Genomic DNA, 23,361 nt, shown 5'->3' on the forward strand with positions numbered 1-23,361 from the left:
TTGTTGAACAATCTGTCGGAGGATGGTCGGGACGCACTGGCGTCGAGCCGGGAGACCGGCGCAGAGTGGCACCGATGAAAGGCAGCAGCAGATGAGTGAACGGAACACCGCGGTTCCGGGCCCCGAGACCGTCGCGAGCGGGGCGGTCGGGTTCGTCAGAGCACGACGCGCGTCCCTCCTGGGTGCGATCTTCATGATGGCGACCTCGGCCATCGGGCCGGGGTTCATCACGCAGACGGCGACGTTCACGGCGACGCTCGGAGCAGCCTTCGCGTTCGGAATTCTCGTGTCGATCATCATCGATTTCGTCGTGCAGGCGAACATCTGGCGCATCGTCACGGTGAGCGGGCGCCGTGCGGCAGAACTGGCGAACGCGGCGGTGCCCTTCAGCGGCTACGTACTCGCCGTGCTCGTCATATTCGGCGGTCTCGTCTTCAACATCGGCAACATTGCTGGTGCCGGCCTCGGGTTGAACGCACTGCTGGGCATCGACGCGAAGATCGGCGGCGCCATCAGCGCGGCGCTGGCGATCGTGATCTTCATCGTCAAGCGAGCCGGCGTCGTGATGGATTGGGTCATCGTCGCGTTGGGACTCGTCATGATCGTCCTGACGGTGATCGTCGCCATCGTGGCGAACCCGCCGATCGGCGAGGCGCTGACGCAGACCGTCCTTCCCGATGTGATCGACTTCGCGATGATCACCACGATCGTCGGCGGAACCGTGGGCGGCTACATCACCTACGCGGGAGCGCACAAGCTGCTCGATTCCGGCGTCGCAGGGGTCGAGCACGCCGAGCAGGTGACCCGTTCCGCGTTCACCGGCATCGCGGTCACGGGCGTGATGCGGTACGTGCTGTTCCTCGCATTTCTCGGCGTCACCGCCAGCGGCGTGACACTCGACCTCGCGGGGAACCCCGCCGGGGATGCGTTCCAGGCCGCCGCCGGCGAGATCGGTCTCCGCGCGTTCGGCCTGGTGCTCTGGGCCGCCGGCATCTCGAGCGTCATCGGCGCCGCGTTCACCTCGGTGTCGTTCACCACCGTCTTCAGTCGACGCATCGATCTGAGAGTGCGGTCGTGGATCACGGTGGGCTTCATCCTCGTCGGTCTGACCGTGTACCTGATCCTCGGAACCACGCCCGTCGCGCTCCTCGTCTTCGCCGGTGGATTCAACGGCCTGATCCTGCCGATCGGCTTCACGATCTTCATGTACATCGGGTGGTTCCGCCGTGATCTGCTGCACGGATACCGGGTGCCGAAGTGGCTGCTGATCTCGGGAACCATCGTCACGGTGCTGACGTGGTACATGGGAGTCATGTCGTTCAGCGGTATCTTCGCCTTCTTGGCGGCGTGAACCGATCCTGCACCATCCACGAGAGAAAGGCCGGACCATGAGCATCGATCTGAACAGCGATCTCGGCGAGCACTTCGGTGCCTGGACGCTCGGCGACGACGCCGCGATGCTGGAGATCGTCACCAGTGCGAACGTCGCCTGCGGGTTCCACGCGGGGGATCCCCGCTCGATCCTGGAGACGCTTCGCGGCGCTGTCGAGCGCGGGGTGGCCGTGGGTGCGCACGTTGCGTACCCCGATCTCGTCGGCTTCGGCCGCAGGCCCATGGACGTGAGCGACGCCGAGCTCGAGGCCGATGTGATCTATCAGATCGGCGCGCTTCAGGCGCTCGCGAGGGTCGCCGGTACCGAGGTCTCCTACGTGAAGCCGCACGGAGCGCTGTACAACACCATCGCGCGGGATGAGCGTCAGGCAGCAGCGGTCATCCGTGCGATCCGCGCTGTCGACTCCGGCCTGCCGCTCGTGTGTCTCGCCGGCTCGCCGCTGGTCGAGTGGGCGGAGGCCGCCGGGCTCCGGGCCGTGCCTGAGGCCTTCGCGGATCGGGCATATGAGCCGAACGGGGCCCTCGTCTCGCGGCGGGAGGCCGGCGCGGTGATCCATGATCCCGAGCAGGTGGCGGAGCGTATGGTCCGCTTGGCGCGCGAGGGAGTGATCGAGGCGAGGGACGGGACGGAGGTCGCCGTTCCCGCCGCATCGATCTGCGTGCACGGCGACAGTCCGGGGGCGGTCGAGATCGCTGCCACCGTCCGCACCGCACTGCTCGATGCCGGGGAGGAGCTCGCTCCGTTCACGGTCGGTCGTCAGATGCATCGGAGCGAATCTTGAGCGCGGCTCACGCGGGGGACTCGTCGGGCGACACGGCAGTGGACGCGCCTCCGGCCGACTTCGACGTGCGACCCGCCGGTGACGGCGCGGTGCTCGTTGACTGCGGTGACCTCGGTGCCGCCCTCGCGATGCACGAAGCACTGTCCCGGGCTTGGGGGGACGGCGCCCTGCGCATCGATGAACTCGTGCCGGCCGCCCGGACGGTGCTCGTGCGCGGGCGCGACGCGGCGGATCACGTCGCGGGTCGCGCCCGGATCCCGTTCGCGGAGATCTGGTCGGCTCACGCCGGCAGCACGGCACGCGCGGCGGCACCCGAGACCCCCGTCGAGGTTCCGGTCGTCTACGACGGTGCCGACCTCGACGAGGTGGCGCAGCTGACCGGGCTCACGGCTGCGGAGGTGATCGAGCGCCACCAGGCGGCCGAGTACACCGTTGCGTTCACCGGCTTCGCGCCCGGCTTCGCGTACATCGCCGGAGGCGATCCGGCCCTGCAGGTGCCGCGCCGCTCGTCGCCGCGGGCAAGGATCCCCGCCGGTTCGGTTGGGCTCGCCGGTCCGTTCAGCGGGGTGTACCCCCGCGAGAGTCCGGGCGGGTGGCAGCTCATCGGGCGCACCGAGGTGCCGATGTGGGACCTCGATAGGGATCCCCCCGCGCTCCTGCAGCCGGGCACGCGGGTGCGCTTCGTCGCGGCCGACCGCGCCGCCGACGACGACACGGACAGCGCTGACAGTGCCGGGAGCCCGCTGACCGGACCCGTGGCTCTGACGGTGCGCGACGCCGGGCTGCAGTGCCTCGTGCAGGATCTCGGCCGCCCGGGGCTCGCGCATCTCGGCGTCAGCGCCTCGGGTGCTGCGGACCGTGCCGCGCACCGTCGTGCGAACCGGATCGTCGGCAACGCCGATGCGGCTGCGGTGCTCGAGATCGGGATCGGCGAGTTCGCAATTCGCGCCGAACGGATGCTCGTGATCGGACTCACCGGTGCCCCGCGTACCGGTTCGATCAGCGGACCCACCGGCGCGAGGACGATTCGTATGGGGACCCCCACCCGCATCGATGCGGGGGAGGAGCTGCGGCTCGGTGCCGCCGAGGCGGGACTCCGTACTGTTCTGGCGATCCGCGGAGGCGTCGCGGCGCGCGAGACGCTCGGCAGCGCCGCCACCGATACACTGGCCGGCCTCGGGCCCGCCCCGATCGCGTCGGGCGATGAGGTGCGCGTGGCCGGTGTCGAGTCACGCTCGGGGAGCGAGACTCCGGTGCGGGATGGTGCGGCCGCCGAAGCCGCTGAGACGGAGGGGCTCCCGCGCGTCGGTGCTGAGGCGGTGCTGCGGGTGCGCCGAGGTCCACGCGACGACTGGTTCGACGAGTCGGCGCTCACCGCGCTCGGCGAGCAGGCCTGGGAAGTGACCCCCCGCAGCGACCGCGTCGGCGTACGGCTCGCCGGCGACCCGCTCGTGCGCGCACCGCACGCTCGCGATGTCGAGCTTCCGAGCGAGGGGCTCGTGCGCGGGGCGATCCAGGTGCCCCCGGACGGCCAGCCCGTCCTCTTTCTGGCAGACCACCCGCTGACCGGCGGGTATCCGGTCATTGGCGTCGTCGTCGACGCCGACCTCGACCGTGCAGCGCAGCTCCCTCCGGGGGCGCGCGTGAGATTCGCGGCGCTCGACGGCGCCGAGACCGAAGGAGTGATCCGATGACGATCCGAACCGTACTGATCGCGAACCGCGGCGAGATCGCCGTGCGCGTCGCCCGTGCCGCGCGCGACGCGGGCATCACCTCGATCGGCGTCTACGCCGACGGCGACGCCGAGAGCCTCCACGTCCGCACCGTGGACCAGGCCTACGCGCTCGGCGGTTCGACGCCGGCCGAGACCTACCTCGATGCCGAGAAGCTGCTCGAGGTGGCCAGCCGTTCCGGCGCGGATGCCGTGCACCCCGGTTACGGGTTCCTCTCTGAGAGCGCCGCGTTCGCCCGGGCGGTGATCGACGCGGGACTCGTCTGGATCGGTCCAGACCCCGAGACGATCGAGCAGCTCGGTGACAAGGCGCGTGCGCGCACCATCGCCGCGGGCGTCGGCGCACCGCTGGTGCCAGGAACGAACGACCCCGTCACGAGCGCCGACGACGTCATCGCCTTCGCCGATGAGCACGGTCTCCCCGTCGCCATCAAGGCGGTGCACGGCGGAGGCGGGCGCGGTATGCGGGTGGTGCGCGACCGGGAGCGCATCGCCGAGGAGTACGAGTCGGCCGTGCGCGAGGCGGAGGCGGCGTTCGGGGCTGGCGCCTGTCTGGTCGAGCGCTTCCTCGACCGGCCCAGGCACATCGAGGCGCAGGTGCTCGGCGACCGCCACGGCCGTATCGTCGTGCTCGGAACGCGTGACTGCTCGTTGCAGCGTCGCAACCAGAAGCTCGTTGAGGAGGCCCCTGCGCCGTTCATCGACGACGCGCTGCGTGAGCGCATCCACCGTGCCGCGGCTGACATCTGCGGTGCTGCGGCCTATGTCGGCGCTGGGACGGTGGAGTTTCTCCTCGGCGAAGATGGCACGCTCACGTTCCTTGAGGTCAACACGCGCCTCCAGGTCGAGCACCCGGTGACCGAGGTGACCACGGGTGTCGACCTCGTGCAGGAGCAGTTCCGCATCGCCGCCGGGGAACCGACGCATGTTCCCGAGACGGTGACGCCCATCGGGCACGCCATCGAGTTCCGCATCAACGCGGAGGATCCGGGGCTCGGCTTCCTGCCGACCCCTGGCACACTCACCCAGTGGGAGCCTCCGGCCGGGCCGGGCGTCCGGTTCGACTCTGGCGTGGCTGCGGGGGACGTGGTGTCGGGAAGCTTCGACTCCCTCCTCGCGAAGCTCATCGTGTGGGGCTCAGATCGCGACGAGGCGGTCGCGCGTGCGCGGCGCGCACTCGCGGAGTTCACGGTGGGCGGCGTGGCCACGGTGCTGCCGTTCGACCGTCACATCGTCGAGGATCCGGCGTTCACCGGCCGCGGTTCCGCCGGTTTCTCGGTGCACACGCGCTGGATCGAGGACGACTGCACGGTGGAGTTCGCTCCGAGCGCTGACGTCTCCTATCCCGCGGCCGCGTCGTTGACGCGGGTGCCGATCGAGTGGGACGGGCGCCTGACGACGATCGGGCTCCCCGGTGCGCTGCTCAGCGCGCTCGGATCGGCAGCGGGATCGCCTCAGGACGCTGCAGCCGCTGACCCGGCTGACACCGAGGAAGGTCCGTCGGACGGAGCGGTGCTCGCGCCATTCGCGGGAACGCTCAGTGCGTGGAAGGCCGCCGATGGCGATGCGGTCACCGCTGGCCAGACCGTCGCGGTGCTCGAGGCGATGAAGATGGAGGTGCCGGTCACCGCTCCCATCGACGGTGTGCTCCGGCAGACCGCCGCGACGGGATCGGATGTCGCCGCGAAGGAGACCCTGGGGGAGGTGACGAGCGCATGAGCGTGCGTCCCACTGCTGAACAGCTCGCGGCGGCGCGTGCGGCGCGTGCCGACGCCCGCTCAGGCTCCACGGCGCCCACCAGCGGTCTCGCCGCCGGTCTCGTGCAGGCGAACCTGATTTCGGTGCCGGCCGACTGGGCGTACGACGTGCTCCTGTTTGCGCAGCGAAATCCCAAGCCCTGCCCCGTCCTCGAGGTGCTCGACGCCGGTGCCTGGGAGTCGCGGCTCGCGCCGGGATCGGACCTCAGGACCGACATTCCCGGCTATCGGGTCTGGCGTGACGGCGTGCTCACGGAGGAGGTGTCCGGTGCCGCTTCTGTGTGGGAGGAGCACCCCGACCTCGTGTCGTTCCTCATCGGATGCAGCTTCACCTTCGAGGCGGGGCTCGTCGAGGCGGGAATTCCGATCCGGCACCAGGAGGCCGGGCGAAACGTTCCGATGTACCGCACGTCGCGCGCGTGCGCTCCAGCGGGTCGTCTGCGCGGCGACACTGTCGTCTCGATGCGCGCGATTCCCGCCGAGCGGGTCGCGGACGCGGTGCAGATCTCGGGTCGGTACCCCGCGGTCCACGGAGCCCCGGTCGCCGTGGGAGATCCCGCCGCGCTCGGGATCGCGGATCTCCACGCTCCCGAGTTCGGCGATGCGCCGGTCATCGAGCCGGGCGACGTTCCCGTGTTCTGGGCGTGCGGCGTGACGCCGCAGGCGGCCATCATGGATTCGCGTCCGCCGTTCGCGCTGACTCACGCTCCCGGCAGTATGTTCATCACCGACGTCCCCGACGCGAACTACCTCGTCTGAGACGGGTGCCTCGCGCGGGTGGCCGGTGGGCTCACCCGCGCGAGCGGTGCCTAGGCGCGGTCGCCGAGTGCGACGACGTTGTCCGCCAGGCGCTCGTTGTCGCCGTACATGAAGTGGTTCTTCATGTTCTCGGAGAACCGGCTCGCCTCGGTGGTGAGTCCAACGGCTTCCGCGACCTCGCGGATGTGCATGGGGGTCGCGCCGCAGCACACGCCGATGTAGTGCACGCCGAGGTCGTAGGCCTCCTTCGCGAAGGCGCCGATCTCGTACCGGTTCGTGTAGAGCGGGTCGAGTGCCGTCGGGAACGTGCGGCCGTGCGGCGAGGGCACCGCGGCGTGCGGGTCTGACAGGTTGAAGAAGGTGGGCTCCGCCTCGGTCGTGCGGTAGGGGATGGGGAGCGCGCCGACGTGACACGAGACCGCCTCGCGGATCTGCCGCAGCCAGGGCAGCATCGTCTCGGGACCGCGGAAGCAGTTCAGGCCGACGACGTCGACGCCGAGCTGCTCGAGACGCTGCGCGGTTTCGACGATGCTGACCCCGTCGGCCATCTCCTGGAACGCCATCGGCGCCAGCGTGAGCACCACAGGCAGCCCGCTGGCCTTCGCGGACTCCGCCGCGGCGATCGCCTCGCCGGCGAAGTAGAAGGTCTCGCCGATGATGAGATCAGCGCCCTCCTCGACGGCCCAGCCGACCATCTCGTCGAAGAAGCCCCGCACCTCTGCCTGTCGGCCGGCATCGGCGGGATCCCAGATGTTCGAGTTCGAGATGTTGCCCGCCATGAAGTTGCCGGGCACGCGGTCGGCGACGCGTCGCGCGATCTGCAGCGCTGACCGGTTGAGGGGCTCGAGCAGGTCCTCCTTGCCGATGACCCGCATCTTCTCCCGGTGACCGTTGTACGTGAACGCCTCCACGATGTCGGAGCCGGCCCGCTGGAAGTCGATGTGGAGGGACTCCAGGGCGTCCGGGAATTCGAGGGCCACCTCGGGAACGAACTCTCCGGCGGTCAGGTAGCCGCGCTTCTCGAGCTCGAAGAGGAAGCCCTCGGCACAGATGACGGGGCCCGCGTCGAGGCGGGCCTTGAGGGGATTGGTCTCGGTCATGCGGATCTCCTGAAGTCGTTGCGACGGCCGTCCGGCCGCAGTTCCCGATGATAATCGGGTGGCCACTGCTTCTTCCCGGCCGACGTAACACAACCACACACGCGTCGGCGTCGCAGCGGTGCGGGCGCGTGATCACGCCTGCGTGGTACCGCTCTCCGCCGGCCCGGGGAGGTCGATGCGGAACGTTGCACCGCCACCGGCGGTCTCGTGGACCGCGACGGAACCGCCGTGCAGATCGACGATGGACTTGACGATCGCGAGCCCCAGGCCCGAGCCGCCCGTCTCGCGGTTCCGCGAGGTGTCGGCGCGCCAGAACCGGTCGAAGATCTTGGTGCGAATCTGCTCGGGGATCCCCTCACCGTGATCGACGATCTCGAAACGTGCGCCGCTCGCGCCCTCGGGACGCGACACGACGACCTCGATGGGGCTGCCCTCTGGCGTGTGGCGCAGTGCGTTGCCGATGAGGTTCGTCATGACCTGCCTGACGCGGTGCTCGTCACCCACGACGACGGGGTTCGTGGGGTCAGTGACGGCGGTGATCTCCCGGTCAGGGGCCTGCACGCCGGCGTCGAGCGCCGCATCGTTCGCGAGATCGTTGAGCGCGAGCTCGGCGAGTTCGAGCGGGCGTCGCTCGTCGAGCCTCGCGAGGGAGAGGAGATCCTCGACCAGCGAGGTCATGCGGATCGCCTCCTTCTCGATGCGCTCCATCGCCTGGGCGACATGCTCCTCATCCTGAAGCGCGCCCATGCGGTAAAGCTCGGCGTAGCCGCGCACCGACACCAGCGGCGTGCGGAGCTCATGACCGGCGTCGCCGACGAAGCGGCGCATCTGCTCGATGGTGCGCGCACGGTCGGCGAGCGACCCGTCGAGGCGGTCGAGCATGACGTTCAACGACTCGCCGAGGTGTCCGACTTCGGTGTGGGGGCTCGCGACCATGATGCGCTTCGAATAGTCGCCCTTCGAGATCTCGAGCGCGGTCTTCTCGACCGAGGCCAGCGGCATGAGGGTGCCGGTGATCAGGATCCGGGTGAGCGCCGCGCCGAGCAGGATCACGGCGATCCCGAACCCGCTGAAGATGATGACGAACTGCGTGAGCACTCGCGTCGCCCACGCGGTCGAACTCGCGATGAGCAGGGTGCCGGTGACCTCGCCGCTCGTTCCCGTGATCGGGAGGGTCACGGCGAGCCAGGTGGCCCCGTCCTCACCCGAGAGTCGGGTGATCTCGTTCCCGTTGGCGGCCACCTCGGCCCGCGTGAGGTGCGGGACGTGGGGAACGTTCGCCGAGGTCGAGCCGCGAGTATTGTCGTACTGGACCGCGCCGTCGGTGCCGAGCACAGCGACGTAGTACTGATTCGTCGCGTACAGCACGTCGTTCCGCTTGAGCTGCCCGGTGTCCGCCTCAGGGGCGAGCGCGCCAGAGGGGTCGCTCCGCAGCTGCTGCAACTGCGTCTCCTGCGACCCCAGCAGGAGCGGCTGCAGCAGCGTCAGCGTGCCGATACCCGCGACGAACAGGCCGAGGAACAGGATGAACACCGTCACCGCGGTCGTCTTGGCCCGCAGTGATACGTCGGCCAAGCGCTCGGTGAGGGTGCGCTTCGCCACGAGGCTACTTCTGCTCGGTCTTCAGCATGTACCCAAAGCCGCGCTTCGTCTGGATGAGGGACTCCTCGGTCAGCGGGTCGAGCTTGCGGCGCAGGTACGAGATGTAGGACTCGACGATCCCGGCGTCGCCGTTGAAGTCGTACTCCCACACGTGGTCGAGGATCTGCGCCTTCGAGAGCACGCGGTTCGTGTTCTGCATGAGGTAGCGCAGCAGCTTGAACTCGGTGGGGGAGAGTTCGACGGGCGTCCCCGCGACCGACACCTCATGGGTGTCCTGATCCATCGTGATGGGGCCGACGGAGAGCACCGACTCCTCGTCCTCCTGCGTCGTGCGGCGCAGGATCGCCTTGATGCGGGCGATGATCTCGTCGAGGCTGAACGGCTTCGTCACGTAGTCGTCGCCGCCGACGGTGAGGCCTTCGACCTTGTCGTCGGTCTCGTCCTTCGCAGTGAGGAAGATAATAGGCGCCGTGTACCCGGCACTGCGGAGACGCTTCGTGACGCTGAACCCGTTCATATCGGGCAGCATGACGTCGAGGATGATGAGGTCCGGCTCCTCCTCGAGAACGGCCGAGATGGTCTGCGCACCGTTCGCCACGGCGCGGATGCCGAAACCGGCGAACCGCAGGCTGGTGCTCAGGAGCTCGCGAATGCTGGGCTCGTCGTCGACGATCAGGATCCTGGGGCCTTTGGGCTGTGCGTTCATGCTCACCAGTGTCTGACGGTTTGCTATGAAGTGGCTGAAAGCGGTGTGTTGTCGGGTTACAGCTCGTCCGCGTTCATGAGCGTGTAGGCGTATCCCTGCTCGGCGAGGAACCGCTGACGGTTCTGCGCGAAGTCCTGATCGACGGTGTCGCGGGTGACAAGCGTGTAGAACGACGCGGAGGCCCCGTTCGCCTTGGGGCGGAGCAGACGGCCGAGACGCTGAGCCTCCTCCTGTCGCGACCCGAACGAGCCCGAGATCTGGATCGCCACCGAGGCGTCGGGCAGATCGACGGAGAAGTTCGCGACCTTCGAGACGACGAGGATCCGCTCGGAGCCCTCCCGGAACGCCTGGAAGAGGCGCTCCCGCTCGTCGACCGGGGTCTGCCCGGTGATGAGCGGGCACCCGAGGGCCTCCGCCATCGATTCGAGCTGCTCGATGTACTGACCGATCACGAGCACGCTCTCGCCGGGATGCTTCGCGATGATGCGGCGCGCGACGGGCTGCTTCACCGACGCGCTCGAGGCGATCCGGTAGCGATCCTGATCCTCGGCGACGGCGTAGTCCATGCGCTCGGACTCGGGCAGTTCGACGCGCACCTCGAAGCACTCCGCAGGTGCGATGAACCCCTGCGCCTCGATGTCGCGCCATGCGGCGTCGTAGCGCTTCGGCCCGATCAGGCTGAAGACGTCGCCCTCGCGGCCGTCCTCGCGCACGAGGGTGGCGGTGAGGCCGATGCGGCGGCGCGCCTGCAGGTCGGCGGTGAGCTTGAACACCGGCGCCGGCAGCAGGTGGACCTCGTCGTACACGATGAGCCCCCAGTCCTGCGCGTCGAGCAGCGAGAGGTGCTGGTACTCGCCCTTCCGGCGGCTCGTGAGGATCTGGTAGGTCGCGATGGTGACCGCCTTGACCTCCTTGACCTGCCCGGAGTACTCGCCGATCTCGTCCTCGGTGAGCGAGGTGCGCCTGATCAGCTCGTCGCGCCACTGCCTGGCCGATACGGCGTTCGTCACGAGGATCAGCGTCTTCGCCCCGACCGCGGCCATCGAGGCGGCGCCCACGATCGTCTTCCCCGCACCGCACGGCAGCACGACGACGCCAGAACCGCCGCGCTCGAACGCGTCCACGGCCTTGGCCTGATAGTCGCGGAGGTGCCAGCCGTCCTCCTCGAGCGTGATCTCGTGCGGCTCGCCCGGCGTGAACCCCGCGAGGTCCTCCGCAGGCCAGCCGCGGCTCACCAGCTCCTGCTTCAGCTGGCCGCGCGCCCACGCCTCGACGGGGTAGGTGCGCTCGTCCAGCTGGTTGCCGAGCAGCGGTGCGATCTTCTTCGCGCTCGCCACCTCTTTCAAGATGGCGGGTTCGTCGGATCGCAGCACCAGCTGCGCCGTCCCGTCGTCGTCGCCCACTGCGGGCTCCAAACGCTCGATCGTGAGTTTGCCGTACCGGCGCATGGTCTCTTCGATCTCGCTCGACACCGAGGTCGGAACCGGGAACTTCGCGTACTCGTTCAGCGTTCCGACGATCTCCTCGGCAGTGTGCCCGGCGGCGCGGGCGTTCCACAGGCCGAGTCGGGTGACGCGGTAGGTGTGGATGTGCTCGGGTGCGCGCTCGAGTTCAGCGAAGACGGCGAGGGCGTGCCTGGCCTCTTCGGCGTCAGGGTGCGCCACCTCGAGGAGCACGGTGTGGTCGCTCTGCACGATGAGGGGGCCGAGAGTCATAGTGTTCCAGTTTACTCGCGGACGGTCACGCCGGGCTGAGCGGGGTGCCAGGGCACCCGTAACCGGCGTCAGATCGACTCGACGCCCGTGATGGCGGTGATGGGGAGGGTGCGCTCGACGCCCGCCTGCTGATCGGCGGCGCGGAGACGCCCCCCGCTGATCGAGAGGGGCTGCAAGGTGAAGCTGTGCGTCGCACCGCGGGCTTCGGCACTGACCCTGACCGGGCGGCGATCTCGGATCGCGAGCTCGAGGTGCCGGGTGAAGTCGCCCGCGCCCGGCTCGCTACGGGACGCGGCGAAGACCCGCTCGACGAGATCGCTTCCGGGATCATCCGTGCCGACGGGCGCGGGGGAGGAGGCCGCAGCGCCGGTGGGTCGGGCAGGCGGTGCCGCGTCGGCGGCAAGCCTGGCCGGGTACCGCGCATCGACGAGCGCGGCGTGCACGTGCTCAGGGGCGAGCGGGGAGAACAGCGAGAGCGATTCGACGGGAGGCTCCGAGTCGGCCTGAGCCACCGGCCCGGCCCCCGAGCGAGGCGGCACCTCGGACACGATGAAGGTCTGCAGCCTGAGGTGGCGGAGCGCGCGGTCGGCGGCGAGCCGGTGCAGCACGTCGCTCTTCGCGACGCGCACCCGCGAGCGCCCCTCATCACCGTGGTGGACCTCGACGGTGATGCTCCCGGCGCGCTCTGAGAGGTCGCCGAGCAGATACTCGAGCGGCTGCGGGATCCACGTGAGCGACATGCGTTCCAGGAATGCTCGCACATCGCCGATCGGGAGACCCGCATCGAGCGCCCGCAGCAGTGAGCCATCGGAAAGCCGGAACGTGGAGGCGACGCCGAGCTGCTCGACCACGGCGAGCGCGAACAGCATCTCCTCGTCCTCGGGGGCGAGCGGGCCGGGTGCTACGACGCTGAGGTCCGGCTGCAGGTAGACGCCGGGAGCCTGGTCGGGGAGTGCGGCCTCGACGGTCCCGAGCAGGTCCTCGGTGGGCGAGGCGTCGTCCCACAGTGCGGTCGCAGGCGCGGTGAGGAACCCATCGAGGGTGAGCCCGAGCTGTTCGGCGGCCTCGGCGAACTCGCTCGCGGCCTCGAGCGTGCGGTCGGAACTGAGCGGGTACTCGTCGCGCAGCTTGCTGCCGACGGTTGCGCGGACGTCCCCGCCGGCGAGTGCGACGACGCGGCGGAGCGCGGGCGTTACGGCCGCCACCCTCGCCGAGGCGAGGGTGATCCAGCGCGCAGCATGGGGGTGGGCGAGCCACGCTCCCGCGCGCTCCGTCACCACGACCCGGCGCTCGGCGACATCGCGCTGACCGGTCACGGTGATGAGCCCCGCCAGTCGCAGCGTCGTCAGGGTGCGCGCGGCGAGTTCGGGTTCCGATCTGGCCGCCTCCGCGAGGGCGCGTACGCTCGTCACGGCGACCTCGCCGCGACGGTTCGCTTTGCCAGGCGCCTGGCGGAGTCCGCGGAGTATCGCGGCGGCGCGCTGCGTCTCGACGAGCGCAGGCGCATACCAGGCCGAGAGGTCTTCCCGTCGCTCCCGTATCGCGGACCCGGAGGCATCAGACGTTCCGGCTACCGCATCGTGCGCCGCGCGAGCGGAGGCGGCCTCGAGGGCCGCGGTCACTTCGGGGAGCGCCACGATCCCCGTCGCATCGATGCCGACTAGTCCCCACGACCTCAATGAGGCCGCGATGTCGGCGTCCGCGGACCCGAGGTCCCTGAGGCCGGCGAGGCTCGCGCGATCCTGGGCCTCGAGGGCGCGGGCGAGGGAGTCCTCGCGGAGCAGGTCCAGAGCGAGCGAGATGCTGTCGACCACCTGCGTCGGTGCGACCGGAGGGCGGCGCTCCACCAGCCGCTCGAGCTCCGCGCGCTCCAGAGCGGCGATCGATGTGGCGAGTGCGAGCGTTCCGCTCATGGTCGTCCCCGGACTACCGTTGCCGGTTCCGGGCGTCCGACGCGTTCTCCTTGCCCCGACGCCGCATGCTGATGATGAGCAGCACGACCAGGAGCACGAACGCGACGGGGAGGCCGACGTAGGTCAGCGCGACGAGTACCGGCCACACCCCTTCGGCCAGGAGGAAGCGATCATTCATGCCGACGATCAGCGTGACGAAGAAGCAGATCACGGCGACGCCGATGATCGTCAGCGTCGCCAACGCGAGCACGCGTTCGAGGCGTGACGGGGTGTTCGGATCTCGGGACATCCTGCACAGTCTATCGCGGTCCGCTCCCGCGATAGAGTGGGGGCCGGGTGGGGCGCGCACTGCGGACCACGAAGAGCGAGAGCGGAGCCCGCCCGGGCTGCGCAGCGGAAAGGGACGAGGCATGCCGAACGGCAAGGTCAGGTTCTACGACGAGGACAAGGGTTTCGGTTTCATCCAGGGCGATGACGGGCAGCAGGTGTACCTGCACGCCTCGGTGATCCCCGAGGGTACTGAGGTGCACTCCGGATCGCGCCTCGAGTACAGCGTCGGTGAGGGGCGCCGGGGTCCGCAAGCCCTGTCGGTGCGGGTGCTCGACGCCCCCAGGCTCGCGAAACGCTCGAGGAAGTCGGCAGACGAGATGGCGGTCATCATCGAGGATCTCGTGAAGCTGCTCGACGGGATGGGGACGCGCCTGCAGCACGGCCAGTACCCGGAGCGCGCGCAGTCGCGGAAGATCGCTACAATGCTGCGCAAGGTTGCGGACGACTTCGATGTCTGAGTCAGACGCCGCCGCCCGGGCCGATACAGCAGCCACGGCGGAGGGAACCGACACGGTGATCACCGAGGATCCGGCGCTGCTCGGTGCGTACGAACAGGCGAGGGCCGCTATCGCCGAGGTCACGGATCCCGCCGACATCGGCGCGCCCGCGGGGGCGGAGATGTCGGAGCCGCGCGTCGCGACGCTCTACTTCGAGTGCCGCCTGCTCGGCTACCCTGGGTGGCGCTGGGCGGCATCGCTCACCCGCGTCGACGAGGACTCCCCGATCACGGTGCTGGAGGTCGAACTGCTTCCGGGCGAGGGCGCCGTGGTCGCTCCCGAGTGGGTGCCCTGGTCCGAGCGCCTCGCCCAGTTCCGCGACGCGCAGTCGCAGGAATCCTCCGATGACGAGACCGACGACGCCGACGAAGACACCGACGAGTTCGACGGTGTCGAGGATGACATCGATGGCGTCGACATCGACGAGCTCGATGACGATGGGTCCGAGAGCGACGACACCGAGAGTGACGCTCGCGAGGAGGCCTGACCCATCCGGTGGGGGCCTGCATCGCTGCAGGCTCCCACCGAGAGCGCTCCGGTCAGACGATGCGCTCGAGCACGTAGTCGATGCTGCGGGTGAGCGCACGCACATCGTCGGGATCGATCGCCGTGAAGGTCGCGATCCTGAGCTGATTGCGCCCGAGCTTCCGGTACGGCTCGGTGTCGACGACTCCGTTGGCGCGGAGCACGCGTGAGATCTGCGACGCGTCCACGCTCTCGTCGAAATCGATGGTCACGACGACCTGCGAGCGGTCCTCGGGCTTCGCCGCGAACGGGGTGGCCACGGAACTGCGCTCGGCCCAGGTGTAGAGGACCCCTGAGGACTCCGCCGTCCGTGATGCCGCCCACGGCAGCCCGCCGTTCTCGTTCATCCAGCGCACCTGCTCGTCCATCATGGCGACGGTCGCGAGGGCAGGAGTGTTGAGCGTCTGGTTCTTCCGGGAGTTCTCGATCGCGCCCGACAGGTTCAGCACCTCGGGAATGTATCGTCCGGATGCAGTGACCCGCTCGATGCGCTCGATCGCGGCGGGGGAGACGAGTGCGAACCACAGGCCCCCGTCCGATGCGAAGTTCTTCTGCGGAGAGAAGTAGTAGACGTCGACTTCGTTCGCGTCGAAGTCGATCCCTCCGGCACCGCTCGTGGCATCGACCACCGTCAGCGCCCCGTCGTCTCCGTGCACTCGCCGCACGGGGGCCATGACGCCCGTGGAGGTCTCGTTCTGGGGGTAGGCGTACACGTCGACGCCTGAGACTGCTTCGGCGGTGGCGCGCGACCCGGCGTCCGCGGTGCGGATGTCGGGATCCTGGAGGAACGGTGCGGCCGCCGCGGCCTTCCCGAACTTGGCCCCGAACTCGCCGAACGAGAGGTGCTGACTGCGCGTCTCGATGAGTGAGTGCACCGCAGAGTCCCAGAAAGTGGTGGCGCCCCCGTTCGCGAGGAGGATCTCGTAGCCCTCAGGGGCGCGGAAGAGCTGCGCGAGCCCCTCACGGACGCTGCCGACGAGGTCCTTCACCGGTGCCTGACGGTGGGAGGTTCCGAGCACCGATCCCTGAACGGACTCGAGGAAGCGGAGCTGAGCGTCACGCACCTTCGATGGACCGCATCCGAATCGTCCATCGGAGGGGAGCAGGTCTGCAGGGATCACGATTTCGGCCATGCACCGATCCTAGACCCGGGAGAACCGGGGGTCCGGCGCACCCGGCATTTGCCCGGGTGCGCGTGGCATACACTCGTGCCATACACTGGTCGCGGAAAGCGCATGGAGGTGGCGAGTTGACGGATCTGATCGACACGACGGAGATGTACCTGCGCACGATCCTGGAACTCGAGGAAGAGGGGATCGTGCCGTTGCGCGCGCGCATCTCCGAGCGTCTCGGCCATTCCGGGCCCACCGTGTCCCAGACCGTCGGCCGCATGGAGCGGGACGGCCTCGTCGTCGTCACGGGTGATCGGCATCTCGAATTCACCCCCGAGGGGCGCGAGAAGGCCGTGCACGTCATGCGCAAGCATCGCATCGCAGAGCGTCTGCTCGCCGATGTCATCGGACTCGAGTGGGAGTACGTGCACGAGGAGGCGTGCCGCTGGGAGCACGTCATGAGCGAGCAGGTCGAGCGGAAGCTCCTTGAGATCCTCGACCACCCCACGGAGTCTCCCTACGGCAACCCGATCCCCGGTCTCGAAGAGCTCGGCGCGCGATCGGGTGCCTCGTTCCAGGTCGGTGTGGAGAACCTCTCGACGGTGCTCGACGGTGTCGGTGCGACCGTAACGGCGCGCGTCCGACGTCTCGCGGAGCCCGCGCAGTACGATCCCGAGCTCCTGAAGCAGCTCGCGGACGCCCGGATCACCCCCGGCCAGATGGCCACCTTCGTGCGCGATGCCGACTCGGTGCGCATTCGCGTGGACGGAGACTCGGAGGAGTTCCTGCTCCCCATCGAGTTCATGCCCTACGTCTTCGTCTCGGAGTAGGGATCACCGAGTCGCCCAGTGACGGGCAGCGAACAGAGAGCAAAGGAGCCCGCATTGGCTGTCCACACCCCTGAATTTCATATCCGGACCGTCCTCGAGACTCTGGAGCAACGGGGGAGGAACGAGCCAGAGTTTCTGCAGGCCGCCCACGAGGTCCTCGATACGCTGACGCCGGTGCTCGCCGAGCATCCCGAATACCTCGAAGCCGGGGTGCTCGAGCGCCTCGTCGAGCCGGAGCGTCAGATCATCTTCCGGGTCCCCTGGATCGACGACGACAACCGGGTCCAGGTGAACCGCGGGTTCAGGGTGCAGTTCAACTCGGCGCTGGGCCCTTTCAAAGGCGGACTCCGCTTCCACCCGAGCGTGACGCTTTCGGTGGTGAAGTTCCTCGGGTTCGAGCAGATCTTCAAGAACGCCCTCACCAGGCAGCGCATCGGCGGAGGCAAGGGCGGCTCCGACTTCGACCCGCGCGGGAAGAGCGATCGCGAGGTGATGCGGTTCTGCCAGAGCTTCATGACGGAGCTCGTCAACCACATCGGAGAAGACATCGATGTTCCCGCCGGCGACATCGGCGTCGGTGGTCGGGAGATCGGCTACCTGTTCGGGCAGTACCGCCGACTGACCGGCCGCCACGAGGCCGGTGTGCTCACGGGCAAGGGGAAGGGTTGGGGCGGCGCAGAAGTCCGCACCGAGGCCACGGGGTACGGGGCCGTCTACTTCCTCGACGAGATGCTTCAGCGCGCGGGCGAGGGACTCGACGGGCGCCGAGCGATCGTTTCCGGATCGGGCAACGTCGCCACCTACGCCATCGAGAAGGTCGGCCAGCTCGGCGGTACGGCCATCACGGCCTCCGACTCCTCAGGGTACGTCGTCGACGAGTCAGGCATCGATCTGGATCTGCTCAAGCAGATCAAGGAGGTCGAGCGCGGACGCATCTCGGTCTACGCCGAGCGGAAGCCCAGTGCGCGGTTCGTCGAGGGCGGATCGGTCTGGGACGTCGCCGGAGACGTCGCGCTCCCGTGTGCGACGCAGAACGAGCTCGACGCCGCCGCCGCGCGCGAGCTCATCTCGAACGGGGTGCGCGCGGTCGCCGAGGGCGCGAACATGCCCACGACGCCTGACGCCGTCATGATGCTGCAGGAAGCCGGCGTGCTCTTCGGTCCAGGCAAGGCGGCGAACGCCGGAGGGGTCGCGACCTCGGCACTCGAGATGAGCCAGAACGCGTCGCGGGATCGCTGGGACTTCGAGATGAGCGAGACCCGCCTCCACGGCATCATGCGCGACGTCCACGACGCCGCCTACACCGCCTCGGAGCGGTACGGCCGGCCGGGGGACTACGTGCTCGGTGCGAACTCCGCTGCATTCGTGACGGTGGCGCAGGCGATGGTGGAGCAGGGCGTCATCTGACACCCCGCCGAGTTCTCCGACGAACGCGTAATATCTTGATGCCGAGCGATGAGTGTTGGAGATGTGGTGCGTGAAATTGGCGTGATTTCGCCGATTTCTCGGGTTCCTGAAGAACTTTCGCGGACAGTGTGACAATTTCGTGATCTTCGGTTAGGCTGGTCCGAGTCGTGGTTCGCAAGGAACCTCATACGTCCACGTACGCACAACGTTAGGCAGATTCACTCGTGACCCAGAGCTCCGAACTCGTAGCGGCAACCGCCGCTCCCTCGGCACCCTCGAAGACCAAGCGATTCGCCCAGGTAGCAGGCGCTGCGGCACTGAGTGTCGGTCTCATGGGAACCTTCGCGTTCCCCGCATACGCCACGTTCGACGACGCCGGCAACGGTCCCGACGGGCTCTCCCAGGCCGCCGAGTACGGCGCCCCTGTTGAGAACGCCCAGTCGCTTACGGCGCCTGAGAGCAGCATCTCCGAGGTTGCTGAAGTTGCAGCCCCGTCCGCGATGAGCGATGACGTGTACACCGCCGAGCAGGAGAAGGCCAAGGCTGAAGCCGAGGCCAAGAAGAAGGCCGACGCCGAAGCGGCGAAGGAAGCCGAGGCCCTCGAGGCTCAGCAGGCATCCAGCTCTGACGATGCTGCTTCCGCTTCGGAGCCCGCGGGCGAGGACATCCCCTCGGGTGAGGGCGCCGGCGCCATCGTGAGTGCCGCCAAGGCTCAGCTGGGCGTTGCTCAGGACTGCACCGCGCTCGTCGAGAAGTCGCTCCGTGCGGCCGGCATTCCCGCCGGTGACCTCGGCACGCAGGTCGGCGAGTACACCGCCCTCGGTGGCAAGCAGGTCTCGACCGGCTCGATGGCCCCCGGCGACATCCTCGTCTGGCCGGGCGCGCACGTCGCCGTCTACATCGGCAACGGCCAGGCCGTCCACGGTGGCTGGAACGGCGGCACGACCGCCATCGGCCCGATCTCGGGTGGCACCATGGGTGGCGGCCCCGGCGCGGTCGTCCGCTTCTAAACGCTCCCAGTACTTCAGACTGAGGTCCGCTTCCCTTCGGGGAGGCGGGCTTCAGTCGTATGCGGGCCCCCGTCGTTGCCCGGGAGTGGGTTCTGCTAGCCTGGATCACTGGTGCGACACATGCGGTCGCGCCCGACCGCCCTGGTAGCTCAGTGGATAGAGCACTTCTCTCCTAAAGAAGGTGTCGGAGGTTCGATTCCTCTCCAGGGCACTCTGCGATGAGTCGCTGGTCTCGCCAGTAGTTGCGGGCGGCATCGATGAGGTGTGTGCGATGATATCGCCGGCGTAGAGGTGGGCCATGGCGGCCGTGTGCTCATCGATGAGGATGATGACGCGTTCGCCAAGTCGTCGTGAGTAGCCGTATTGGGTTGCGGCTTGGGTGACGGTGGGTTCGTGGGAGATGACTTTCAGAACAGCGACGCGTGCTCTCGACAGATTCGAGACTATGGCGGATGTCGCGACTCCTGAGCGACGAGTCAGTTGAGACGTATGTCATGAACTCAGACACTCTCCGGGGCACTCTGTCCTGTCGGCACAGGAAATTCACCCGCGCACATCGTATGAAGCGAACATTTCGTGTGTGCACGCGAATATTGTGTGCCCTGGTGCCAGACTGTCCGGGTGTCCAGTCGCGGCCGTTGGGTGACCGGGTGCGCGACTCAAGACCGCAGTGGGTGTTACGCAGCGGCGCCGGTGATCTGGCGGTAGGCGACCGCCGCTGAGCGCGCAGGGTACTCCTGATCGAACTTGCCGCCCGTCGGGAGCAGTGTCCTGGCGAGTATCGGCCCCACGAGAAGGTCCCTGATCTCGTCGATGTCGATGGTGAGCTCGGAGGAGACTTCGCCGCGCACCGTCGCGCGCTCGACGGCGAGACGGATCGCTTCACGCCTGGGGTCGAGGAATCGGTCGCGGTAGAGATCTCGCACCTGATCGTCGGTGCGCATCGCTTCGAGGAGTCCGGCGAGGTTATTCCGCATGAGCTTCGACGACAGCACCTTCACGTCGGCGCGCTGCATCTCGATCAGATCGTCGAGCAGTGACCCGGTGTCGACATCGGCGACGTCTCCGAACTTCGCTGCGAGCACCTCGTAGGCGAGGTGCGAGGCGCCGGTGAATCGTCGATAGAACGTGGCGCGAGTGGTTCCTGCTTCGCGGACCAGGTTGTCCACCGTGAGATTCGAGTAACCGCCGCGCTCCATGGCGCGCTCCGCGGCTTCGAGAAGATCAGTCGTGATCTCGGTGGAGAACGGTCTCCCCGGCTGTCGCTTCGCCATCTTCGCCACTCCTTTGACAAGTACTGAGCCCACCCGAAACCTACACTAGTTGTCTTACGGGCAATCGATACAGTGACGTTGCTCACATTTTCGTCACGTGTGTTTCTCTGAGTGGCGGAGGTGCTTGGTGCCTGCGGTCTCCGTGGGCCGGGCCGCTACACTGGGGGCAGCGACGGGGAGAGCGGGGTGACGGGAATGATGGCAGCGATGGACTGGTTCGGGCGTCTCCTCGACGGCTCGCTCTTCGCCGGCAGCATCTTCCTGGTCATCGGCATCGTGGGCGGCGTCCTGCTGCTCATCTCGCTGGTGCTGGACGGCATCTTCGATGCGTTCGACTTCGGCGACGGCCCGCTCAGCCTCACCACCATCGCCGCGTTCACCTCGATCTTCGGCTTCACAGCGTTCGCCAGCGTCGGGGCGGGAATGTCGCCAGGGGCTGGCTCGGTCGTCGGCGCGATCGCGGGGCTCATCGGCGCGGTCGCCGCGTGGTGGCTGAGTAAGCTGATCCGAGGCGCGGAGTCCTCGACAGCGGTGAGCGGCAGCGATCTGATCGGCAGCGAAGCGTTCGTCGTGCTGGCGATCCCGCAGGGCGGACTCGGAGAGGTCGCGCTCGTGCGTCACGGAGAACGCGTTTCGCTGTCCGCTACCGCTCAGCAGAGCATCGAGCGGGGCGCAGCAGTGCGCATCGTTCAGACCCTGACGTCGACGTCGGTGCAGGTCGCGCCGGTCGAGGCCGACACCCCGGAAACGCCTGACCCCCCGAGAACGGAGCATTCATGATCTTGTTCACCCCCGCCATCGTCGGGATCTTCGGCGCGATAGTCGCGCTAGTGCTGATCGCGCTGGTCATCATCAAGCGCTACCGCATTGCGAAGCCCGACGAGGCGATCATCGTCACCGGCGGCAGAGGCAAGGAGGTCTCCGACTCCAAGACGGGGCAGACCGTCCGCGACCTGTCGGGGCAGAAGGTCGTCACGGGCGGCGGCGTGTTCGTCGTGCCCTTCGTGCAGAAGTCGTTCACGATCTCTCTCCGTTCCCGGCGCCTCACCATCACCACCGAGGCGCAGACGACGGACGGCATCACGATCCAGGCCCAGGCGGTCGCCGTGGTGAAGGTCGGGGGCTCCCAGGAGATGATCCGTGCTGCCGCCCAGCGCTTCCTCTCGAATTCGGACGAGATCGACGAGTCGACCCAGGAAGTGCTGTCGGGTTCGCTCCGCTCCATCATCGGCGGGCTCACGGTGCTGCAGATCATCCGGGATCGCGCAGTGGTCGCTCAGAGCGTGCTCGAAGCAGCAGAAGAGGCGCTCACGAAGCAGGGCCTCGTGGTCGACACGCTCCAGATCCAGGAGATCCGCGACGGGGCCGACTACATCACCAACATCGGTCGTCCCGAAGCCGCGAAGGTGCGCCAGGCCGCCGACATCGCGGAGACGAACGCGTACCAGGCCTCCGAGGAGGCGAAGATCTCGGCCGAGCAGCACCTGCTCGATCGGAATCGCGAGTTCAAGCTGCGCCAGGCGGCCGTGCAGGCTGAGACCGACAAGGCGACCGCGCAGGCTTCGGCAGCGCAGCCGCTCGAGGATGCGATCCAGCAGCAGGGCATCGTCGAGCAGCAGCAGCTCACCGCGCAGCGCCAGGTGACGCTCCGGAAGGAGCAGCTGAACGCCGACGTTCGCGCCGTTGCCGAGGCTGAGGCGTACCGCGTCGAGCAGATCGCGAAGGCCGAAGCCGCCGCCGCGGTCGCAGCCGCGGACGGCCGCGCGCAGGCGACCGAGCGCGAGGGCCTCGCCGCACGTGCCGCGCGTATCGCGGGCGCCGAGGCGCTGGCGGCCGAGGGCGAGGCGGAAGCCCGCGCGCTCCGAGCCAAGGGCACGGCAGAGGCGGACGCGATCGACGCGCGTGCCCGTGCACTGGAGACCCAGTCGCAGGCGGTGCTGGCGCAGGAACTCATCCAGCTGCTCCCGCAGATCGCCGCGGAGTACGCGAACGCGATCAGCGCGATCGACACGATGACCGTGGTGTCGGCGGACGGCACCTCGAAGGTAGCGGGCGATGCCATGGGCAACATCAAGGGGCTGCTCGACATGGCGCGCGACACCGTCGGCGTCGACCTCGTCGGCATGCTCAACGGCGTGGCCACCGGCAGTGCTGCGGGGGCCGCAGCCGGCCGCGCGCAGCGGCGTGCGTCGTCGAGCTTCGGCGAGGCTGCTGACTACGCCGCGGAGACCGCTGATCGCGGTGCGGATCGCGTGAACGAGCGGGGGACCGGCATGGACCCGACGATCGCGACTCCCGATCTCGGCTCCGACCTCGGTAGCGATGCGGGAGCGTCCACCGACCAGGCCACGGAGAACGGCGGTACCGACGCGTCATGAGTCGGCAGCGACGTTCGCTCGACTCCAGCGCGGCCCATCTCGAGGCCGCGCTGGGGCCGGCACCGGAACCTCCGGCGAGACCCGAGATCGTGGTCCTGCGCGTGCGTCGGCACGGTCGTCACCTCACGGTTCCGGTGATCCTGCTCTTCGTCATCACCGCGGCGAGCGGCTACTGGGTCGGCTCCTTCGCCGAACCCCTCGCGAACATCGCAGCGGGGGCGGGCGCGATCCTGCTCAGCATCCTGCTCGTGTTCGTCCCGATCCTCACCTGGCTGGCGGAGCGGACCACCATCACGACGCGGCGCGTGATCATGCGCCGGGGGTTCTTCGTCCGGCATCGACTCGAGATCTCGCTGTCGCGCGTGAGCGAGGTGCGCACGCGCCGCACAGTGGGCCAGCGGATGCACGGATCCGGCGACATCGACGTCTGCGTCGGTCCTGACCGCACGACCATCCCTGACGTGCCAGGCATGACGCGGGTCGCCGAGGCCGTCCAAGAACTCGTCGCCCGGAACGCCGCTCCACCGCAGCGGTTCTGAT

General features: G+C 68.4%; 21 protein-coding genes and 1 tRNA gene. 14 read left to right on the forward strand and 8 right to left on the reverse strand.

The window, feature by feature from the left end; all coding sequences use genetic code 11:
- Positions 1–91 precede the first annotated feature (91 nt).
- From K8P10_RS02205 to K8P10_RS02225, 5 genes are read left to right on the forward strand one after another with little or no spacing between them, the layout of a single operon-like run.
- Complete coding sequence (locus K8P10_RS02205) at positions 92–1,351, forward strand: NRAMP family divalent metal transporter (RefSeq protein WP_224780180.1); 1,260 nt, start codon at positions 92–94, stop codon at positions 1,349–1,351.
- Positions 1,352–1,388: 37 nt separating this feature from the next.
- A complete protein-coding gene (locus tag K8P10_RS02210) occupies positions 1,389–2,174 on the forward strand; it encodes a LamB/YcsF family protein (RefSeq protein WP_224780181.1) in 786 nt (261 codons plus the stop codon).
- Positions 2,171–3,868 (forward strand): urea amidolyase family protein, encoded by a 1,698-nt coding sequence (locus K8P10_RS02215; RefSeq protein ID WP_224780182.1) that lies wholly within the window; start codon positions 2,171–2,173, stop codon positions 3,866–3,868. The genes K8P10_RS02210 and K8P10_RS02215 overlap by 4 nt, the downstream gene beginning before the upstream one ends.
- Complete coding sequence (locus K8P10_RS02220; RefSeq protein ID WP_224780183.1) at positions 3,865–5,625, forward strand: biotin carboxylase N-terminal domain-containing protein; 1,761 nt, start codon at positions 3,865–3,867, stop codon at positions 5,623–5,625. Before K8P10_RS02215 ends, K8P10_RS02220 begins: the two co-directional genes overlap by 4 nt.
- The gene (locus K8P10_RS02225) at positions 5,622–6,422 is read left to right on the forward strand and encodes a putative hydro-lyase (protein ID WP_224780184.1); all 801 of its coding nucleotides are present in this window, start codon (positions 5,622–5,624) and stop codon (positions 6,420–6,422) included. The genes K8P10_RS02220 and K8P10_RS02225 overlap by 4 nt, the downstream gene beginning before the upstream one ends.
- Positions 6,423–6,472: 50 nt before the next feature.
- Here the strand turns inward: K8P10_RS02225 and K8P10_RS02230 are convergent, their stop codons facing one another.
- From K8P10_RS02230 to K8P10_RS02255, 6 genes are all read right to left on the reverse strand, one after another.
- On the reverse strand, positions 6,473–7,522 hold the full coding sequence (locus K8P10_RS02230; RefSeq protein WP_224780185.1) for a homocysteine S-methyltransferase family protein: 1,050 nt from the start codon (positions 7,520–7,522) through the stop codon (positions 6,473–6,475).
- Between the two features lie 132 nt (positions 7,523–7,654).
- Positions 7,655–9,124: a HAMP domain-containing sensor histidine kinase gene (locus K8P10_RS02235; RefSeq protein ID WP_224780186.1), complete on the reverse strand. Its 1,470-nt coding sequence runs from the start codon at positions 9,122–9,124 to the stop codon at positions 7,655–7,657.
- 4 nt (positions 9,125–9,128) lie between these two features.
- Positions 9,129–9,830 carry a response regulator transcription factor gene (locus tag K8P10_RS02240; RefSeq protein ID WP_208240719.1) on the reverse strand — a complete coding sequence of 234 codons (702 nt, stop codon included), beginning with the start codon at positions 9,828–9,830 and terminating at the stop codon, positions 9,129–9,131.
- A 56-nt stretch (positions 9,831–9,886) separates the two neighbouring features.
- Positions 9,887–11,545, reverse strand: a complete 1,659-nt coding sequence (locus tag K8P10_RS02245) for a DNA repair helicase XPB (RefSeq protein WP_224780187.1) — start codon at positions 11,543–11,545, stop codon at positions 9,887–9,889.
- Between the two features lie 68 nt (positions 11,546–11,613).
- On the reverse strand, positions 11,614–13,458 hold the full coding sequence (locus K8P10_RS02250; protein ID WP_224780188.1) for a helicase-associated domain-containing protein: 1,845 nt from the start codon (positions 13,456–13,458) through the stop codon (positions 11,614–11,616).
- A gap of 13 nt (positions 13,459–13,471) precedes the next feature.
- A complete protein-coding gene (locus K8P10_RS02255; protein ID WP_224780189.1) occupies positions 13,472–13,747 on the reverse strand; it encodes a hypothetical protein in 276 nt (91 codons plus the stop codon).
- A gap of 121 nt (positions 13,748–13,868) precedes the next feature.
- On the opposite strand from K8P10_RS02255, the gene K8P10_RS02260 reads away from it, so the two are divergent.
- Both K8P10_RS02260 and K8P10_RS02265 read left to right on the forward strand, forming a co-directional pair.
- Positions 13,869–14,246 carry a cold-shock protein gene (locus K8P10_RS02260; RefSeq protein WP_224780190.1) on the forward strand — a complete coding sequence of 126 codons (378 nt, stop codon included), beginning with the start codon at positions 13,869–13,871 and terminating at the stop codon, positions 14,244–14,246.
- Complete coding sequence (locus K8P10_RS02265; protein WP_224780191.1) at positions 14,239–14,772, forward strand: DUF3027 domain-containing protein; 534 nt, start codon at positions 14,239–14,241, stop codon at positions 14,770–14,772. The genes K8P10_RS02260 and K8P10_RS02265 overlap by 8 nt, the downstream gene beginning before the upstream one ends.
- A 52-nt stretch (positions 14,773–14,824) precedes the next feature.
- Here the strand turns inward: K8P10_RS02265 and serC are convergent, their stop codons facing one another.
- A complete protein-coding gene (gene serC / locus K8P10_RS02270; RefSeq protein WP_224780192.1) occupies positions 14,825–15,943 on the reverse strand; it encodes a phosphoserine transaminase in 1,119 nt (372 codons plus the stop codon).
- A gap of 116 nt (positions 15,944–16,059) precedes the next feature.
- Here serC and K8P10_RS02275 point away from each other — a divergent pair, with 116 nt between their 5' ends.
- The 4 genes from K8P10_RS02275 to K8P10_RS02290 all read left to right on the forward strand — a co-directional run bounded on the left by K8P10_RS02275 (position 16,060) and on the right by K8P10_RS02290 (position 19,380).
- Complete coding sequence (locus K8P10_RS02275) at positions 16,060–16,752, forward strand: metal-dependent transcriptional regulator (RefSeq protein WP_224780193.1); 693 nt, start codon at positions 16,060–16,062, stop codon at positions 16,750–16,752.
- Between the two features lie 54 nt (positions 16,753–16,806).
- Positions 16,807–18,159 carry an NADP-specific glutamate dehydrogenase gene (gene gdhA / locus K8P10_RS02280; protein ID WP_224780194.1) on the forward strand — a complete coding sequence of 451 codons (1,353 nt, stop codon included), beginning with the start codon at positions 16,807–16,809 and terminating at the stop codon, positions 18,157–18,159.
- A gap of 224 nt (positions 18,160–18,383) precedes the next feature.
- Entirely contained in the window at positions 18,384–19,169 is a 786-nt protein-coding gene (locus K8P10_RS02285; protein ID WP_224780195.1) for an NlpC/P60 family protein, read from the forward strand.
- Positions 19,170–19,307: 138 nt separating this feature from the next.
- Positions 19,308–19,380: transfer RNA gene (locus K8P10_RS02290), tRNA-Arg, on the forward strand.
- A gap of 466 nt (positions 19,381–19,846) precedes the next feature.
- Here the strand turns inward: K8P10_RS02290 and K8P10_RS02295 are convergent.
- Complete coding sequence (locus tag K8P10_RS02295; RefSeq protein ID WP_224780196.1) at positions 19,847–20,443, reverse strand: TetR/AcrR family transcriptional regulator; 597 nt, start codon at positions 20,441–20,443, stop codon at positions 19,847–19,849.
- 195 nt (positions 20,444–20,638) lie between these two features.
- Here K8P10_RS02295 and K8P10_RS02300 point away from each other — a divergent pair, with 195 nt between their 5' ends.
- From K8P10_RS02300 to K8P10_RS02310, 3 genes are read left to right on the forward strand one after another with little or no spacing between them, the layout of a single operon-like run.
- Complete coding sequence (locus K8P10_RS02300; protein ID WP_224781199.1) at positions 20,639–21,223, forward strand: hypothetical protein; 585 nt, start codon at positions 20,639–20,641, stop codon at positions 21,221–21,223.
- Positions 21,220–22,821 carry a flotillin family protein gene (locus K8P10_RS02305; protein WP_224780197.1) on the forward strand — a complete coding sequence of 534 codons (1,602 nt, stop codon included), beginning with the start codon at positions 21,220–21,222 and terminating at the stop codon, positions 22,819–22,821. Before K8P10_RS02300 ends, K8P10_RS02305 begins: the two co-directional genes overlap by 4 nt.
- Entirely contained in the window at positions 22,818–23,360 is a 543-nt protein-coding gene (locus tag K8P10_RS02310) for a PH domain-containing protein (protein WP_224780198.1), read from the forward strand. Before K8P10_RS02305 ends, K8P10_RS02310 begins: the two co-directional genes overlap by 4 nt.
- The last annotated feature ends 1 nt before the right edge of the window (position 23,361 follow it).

Origin of the sequence: Leucobacter sp. Psy1 (assembly GCF_020096995.1) — a bacterium.
GTDB lineage: Bacteria > Actinomycetota > Actinomycetes > Actinomycetales > Microbacteriaceae > Leucobacter.

What these genes read in the sequence shown, in the direction of transcription:
- K8P10_RS02205 (WP_224780180.1), top strand. Translation starts at nt 92, where the DNA reads ATGAGTGAACGGAACACCGCGGTTCCGGGCCCCGAGACCGTCGCGAGC.
- K8P10_RS02210 (WP_224780181.1), top strand. Translation starts at nt 1,389, where the DNA reads ATGAGCATCGATCTGAACAGCGATCTCGGCGAGCACTTCGGTGCCTGG.
- K8P10_RS02220 (WP_224780183.1), top strand. Translation starts at nt 3,865, where the DNA reads ATGACGATCCGAACCGTACTGATCGCGAACCGCGGCGAGATCGCCGTG.
- K8P10_RS02225 (WP_224780184.1), top strand. Translation starts at nt 5,622, where the DNA reads ATGAGCGTGCGTCCCACTGCTGAACAGCTCGCGGCGGCGCGTGCGGCG.
- K8P10_RS02230 (WP_224780185.1), bottom strand. Translation starts at nt 7,522, where the DNA reads ATGACCGAGACCAATCCCCTCAAGGCCCGCCTCGACGCGGGCCCCGTC.
- K8P10_RS02240 (WP_208240719.1), bottom strand. Translation starts at nt 9,830, where the DNA reads ATGAACGCACAGCCCAAAGGCCCCAGGATCCTGATCGTCGACGACGAG.
- K8P10_RS02245 (WP_224780187.1), bottom strand. Translation starts at nt 11,545, where the DNA reads ATGACTCTCGGCCCCCTCATCGTGCAGAGCGACCACACCGTGCTCCTC.
- K8P10_RS02250 (WP_224780188.1), bottom strand. Translation starts at nt 13,458, where the DNA reads ATGAGCGGAACGCTCGCACTCGCCACATCGATCGCCGCTCTGGAGCGC.
- K8P10_RS02255 (WP_224780189.1), bottom strand. Translation starts at nt 13,747, where the DNA reads ATGTCCCGAGATCCGAACACCCCGTCACGCCTCGAACGCGTGCTCGCG.
- K8P10_RS02260 (WP_224780190.1), top strand. Translation starts at nt 13,869, where the DNA reads ATGCCGAACGGCAAGGTCAGGTTCTACGACGAGGACAAGGGTTTCGGT.
- K8P10_RS02265 (WP_224780191.1), top strand. Translation starts at nt 14,239, where the DNA reads ATGTCTGAGTCAGACGCCGCCGCCCGGGCCGATACAGCAGCCACGGCG.
- serC (WP_224780192.1), bottom strand. Translation starts at nt 15,943, where the DNA reads ATGGCCGAAATCGTGATCCCTGCAGACCTGCTCCCCTCCGATGGACGA.
- K8P10_RS02295 (WP_224780196.1), bottom strand. Translation starts at nt 20,443, where the DNA reads ATGGCGAAGCGACAGCCGGGGAGACCGTTCTCCACCGAGATCACGACT.
- K8P10_RS02300 (WP_224781199.1), top strand. Translation starts at nt 20,639, where the DNA reads ATGATGGCAGCGATGGACTGGTTCGGGCGTCTCCTCGACGGCTCGCTC.
- K8P10_RS02305 (WP_224780197.1), top strand. Translation starts at nt 21,220, where the DNA reads ATGATCTTGTTCACCCCCGCCATCGTCGGGATCTTCGGCGCGATAGTC.
- K8P10_RS02310 (WP_224780198.1), top strand. Translation starts at nt 22,818, where the DNA reads ATGAGTCGGCAGCGACGTTCGCTCGACTCCAGCGCGGCCCATCTCGAG.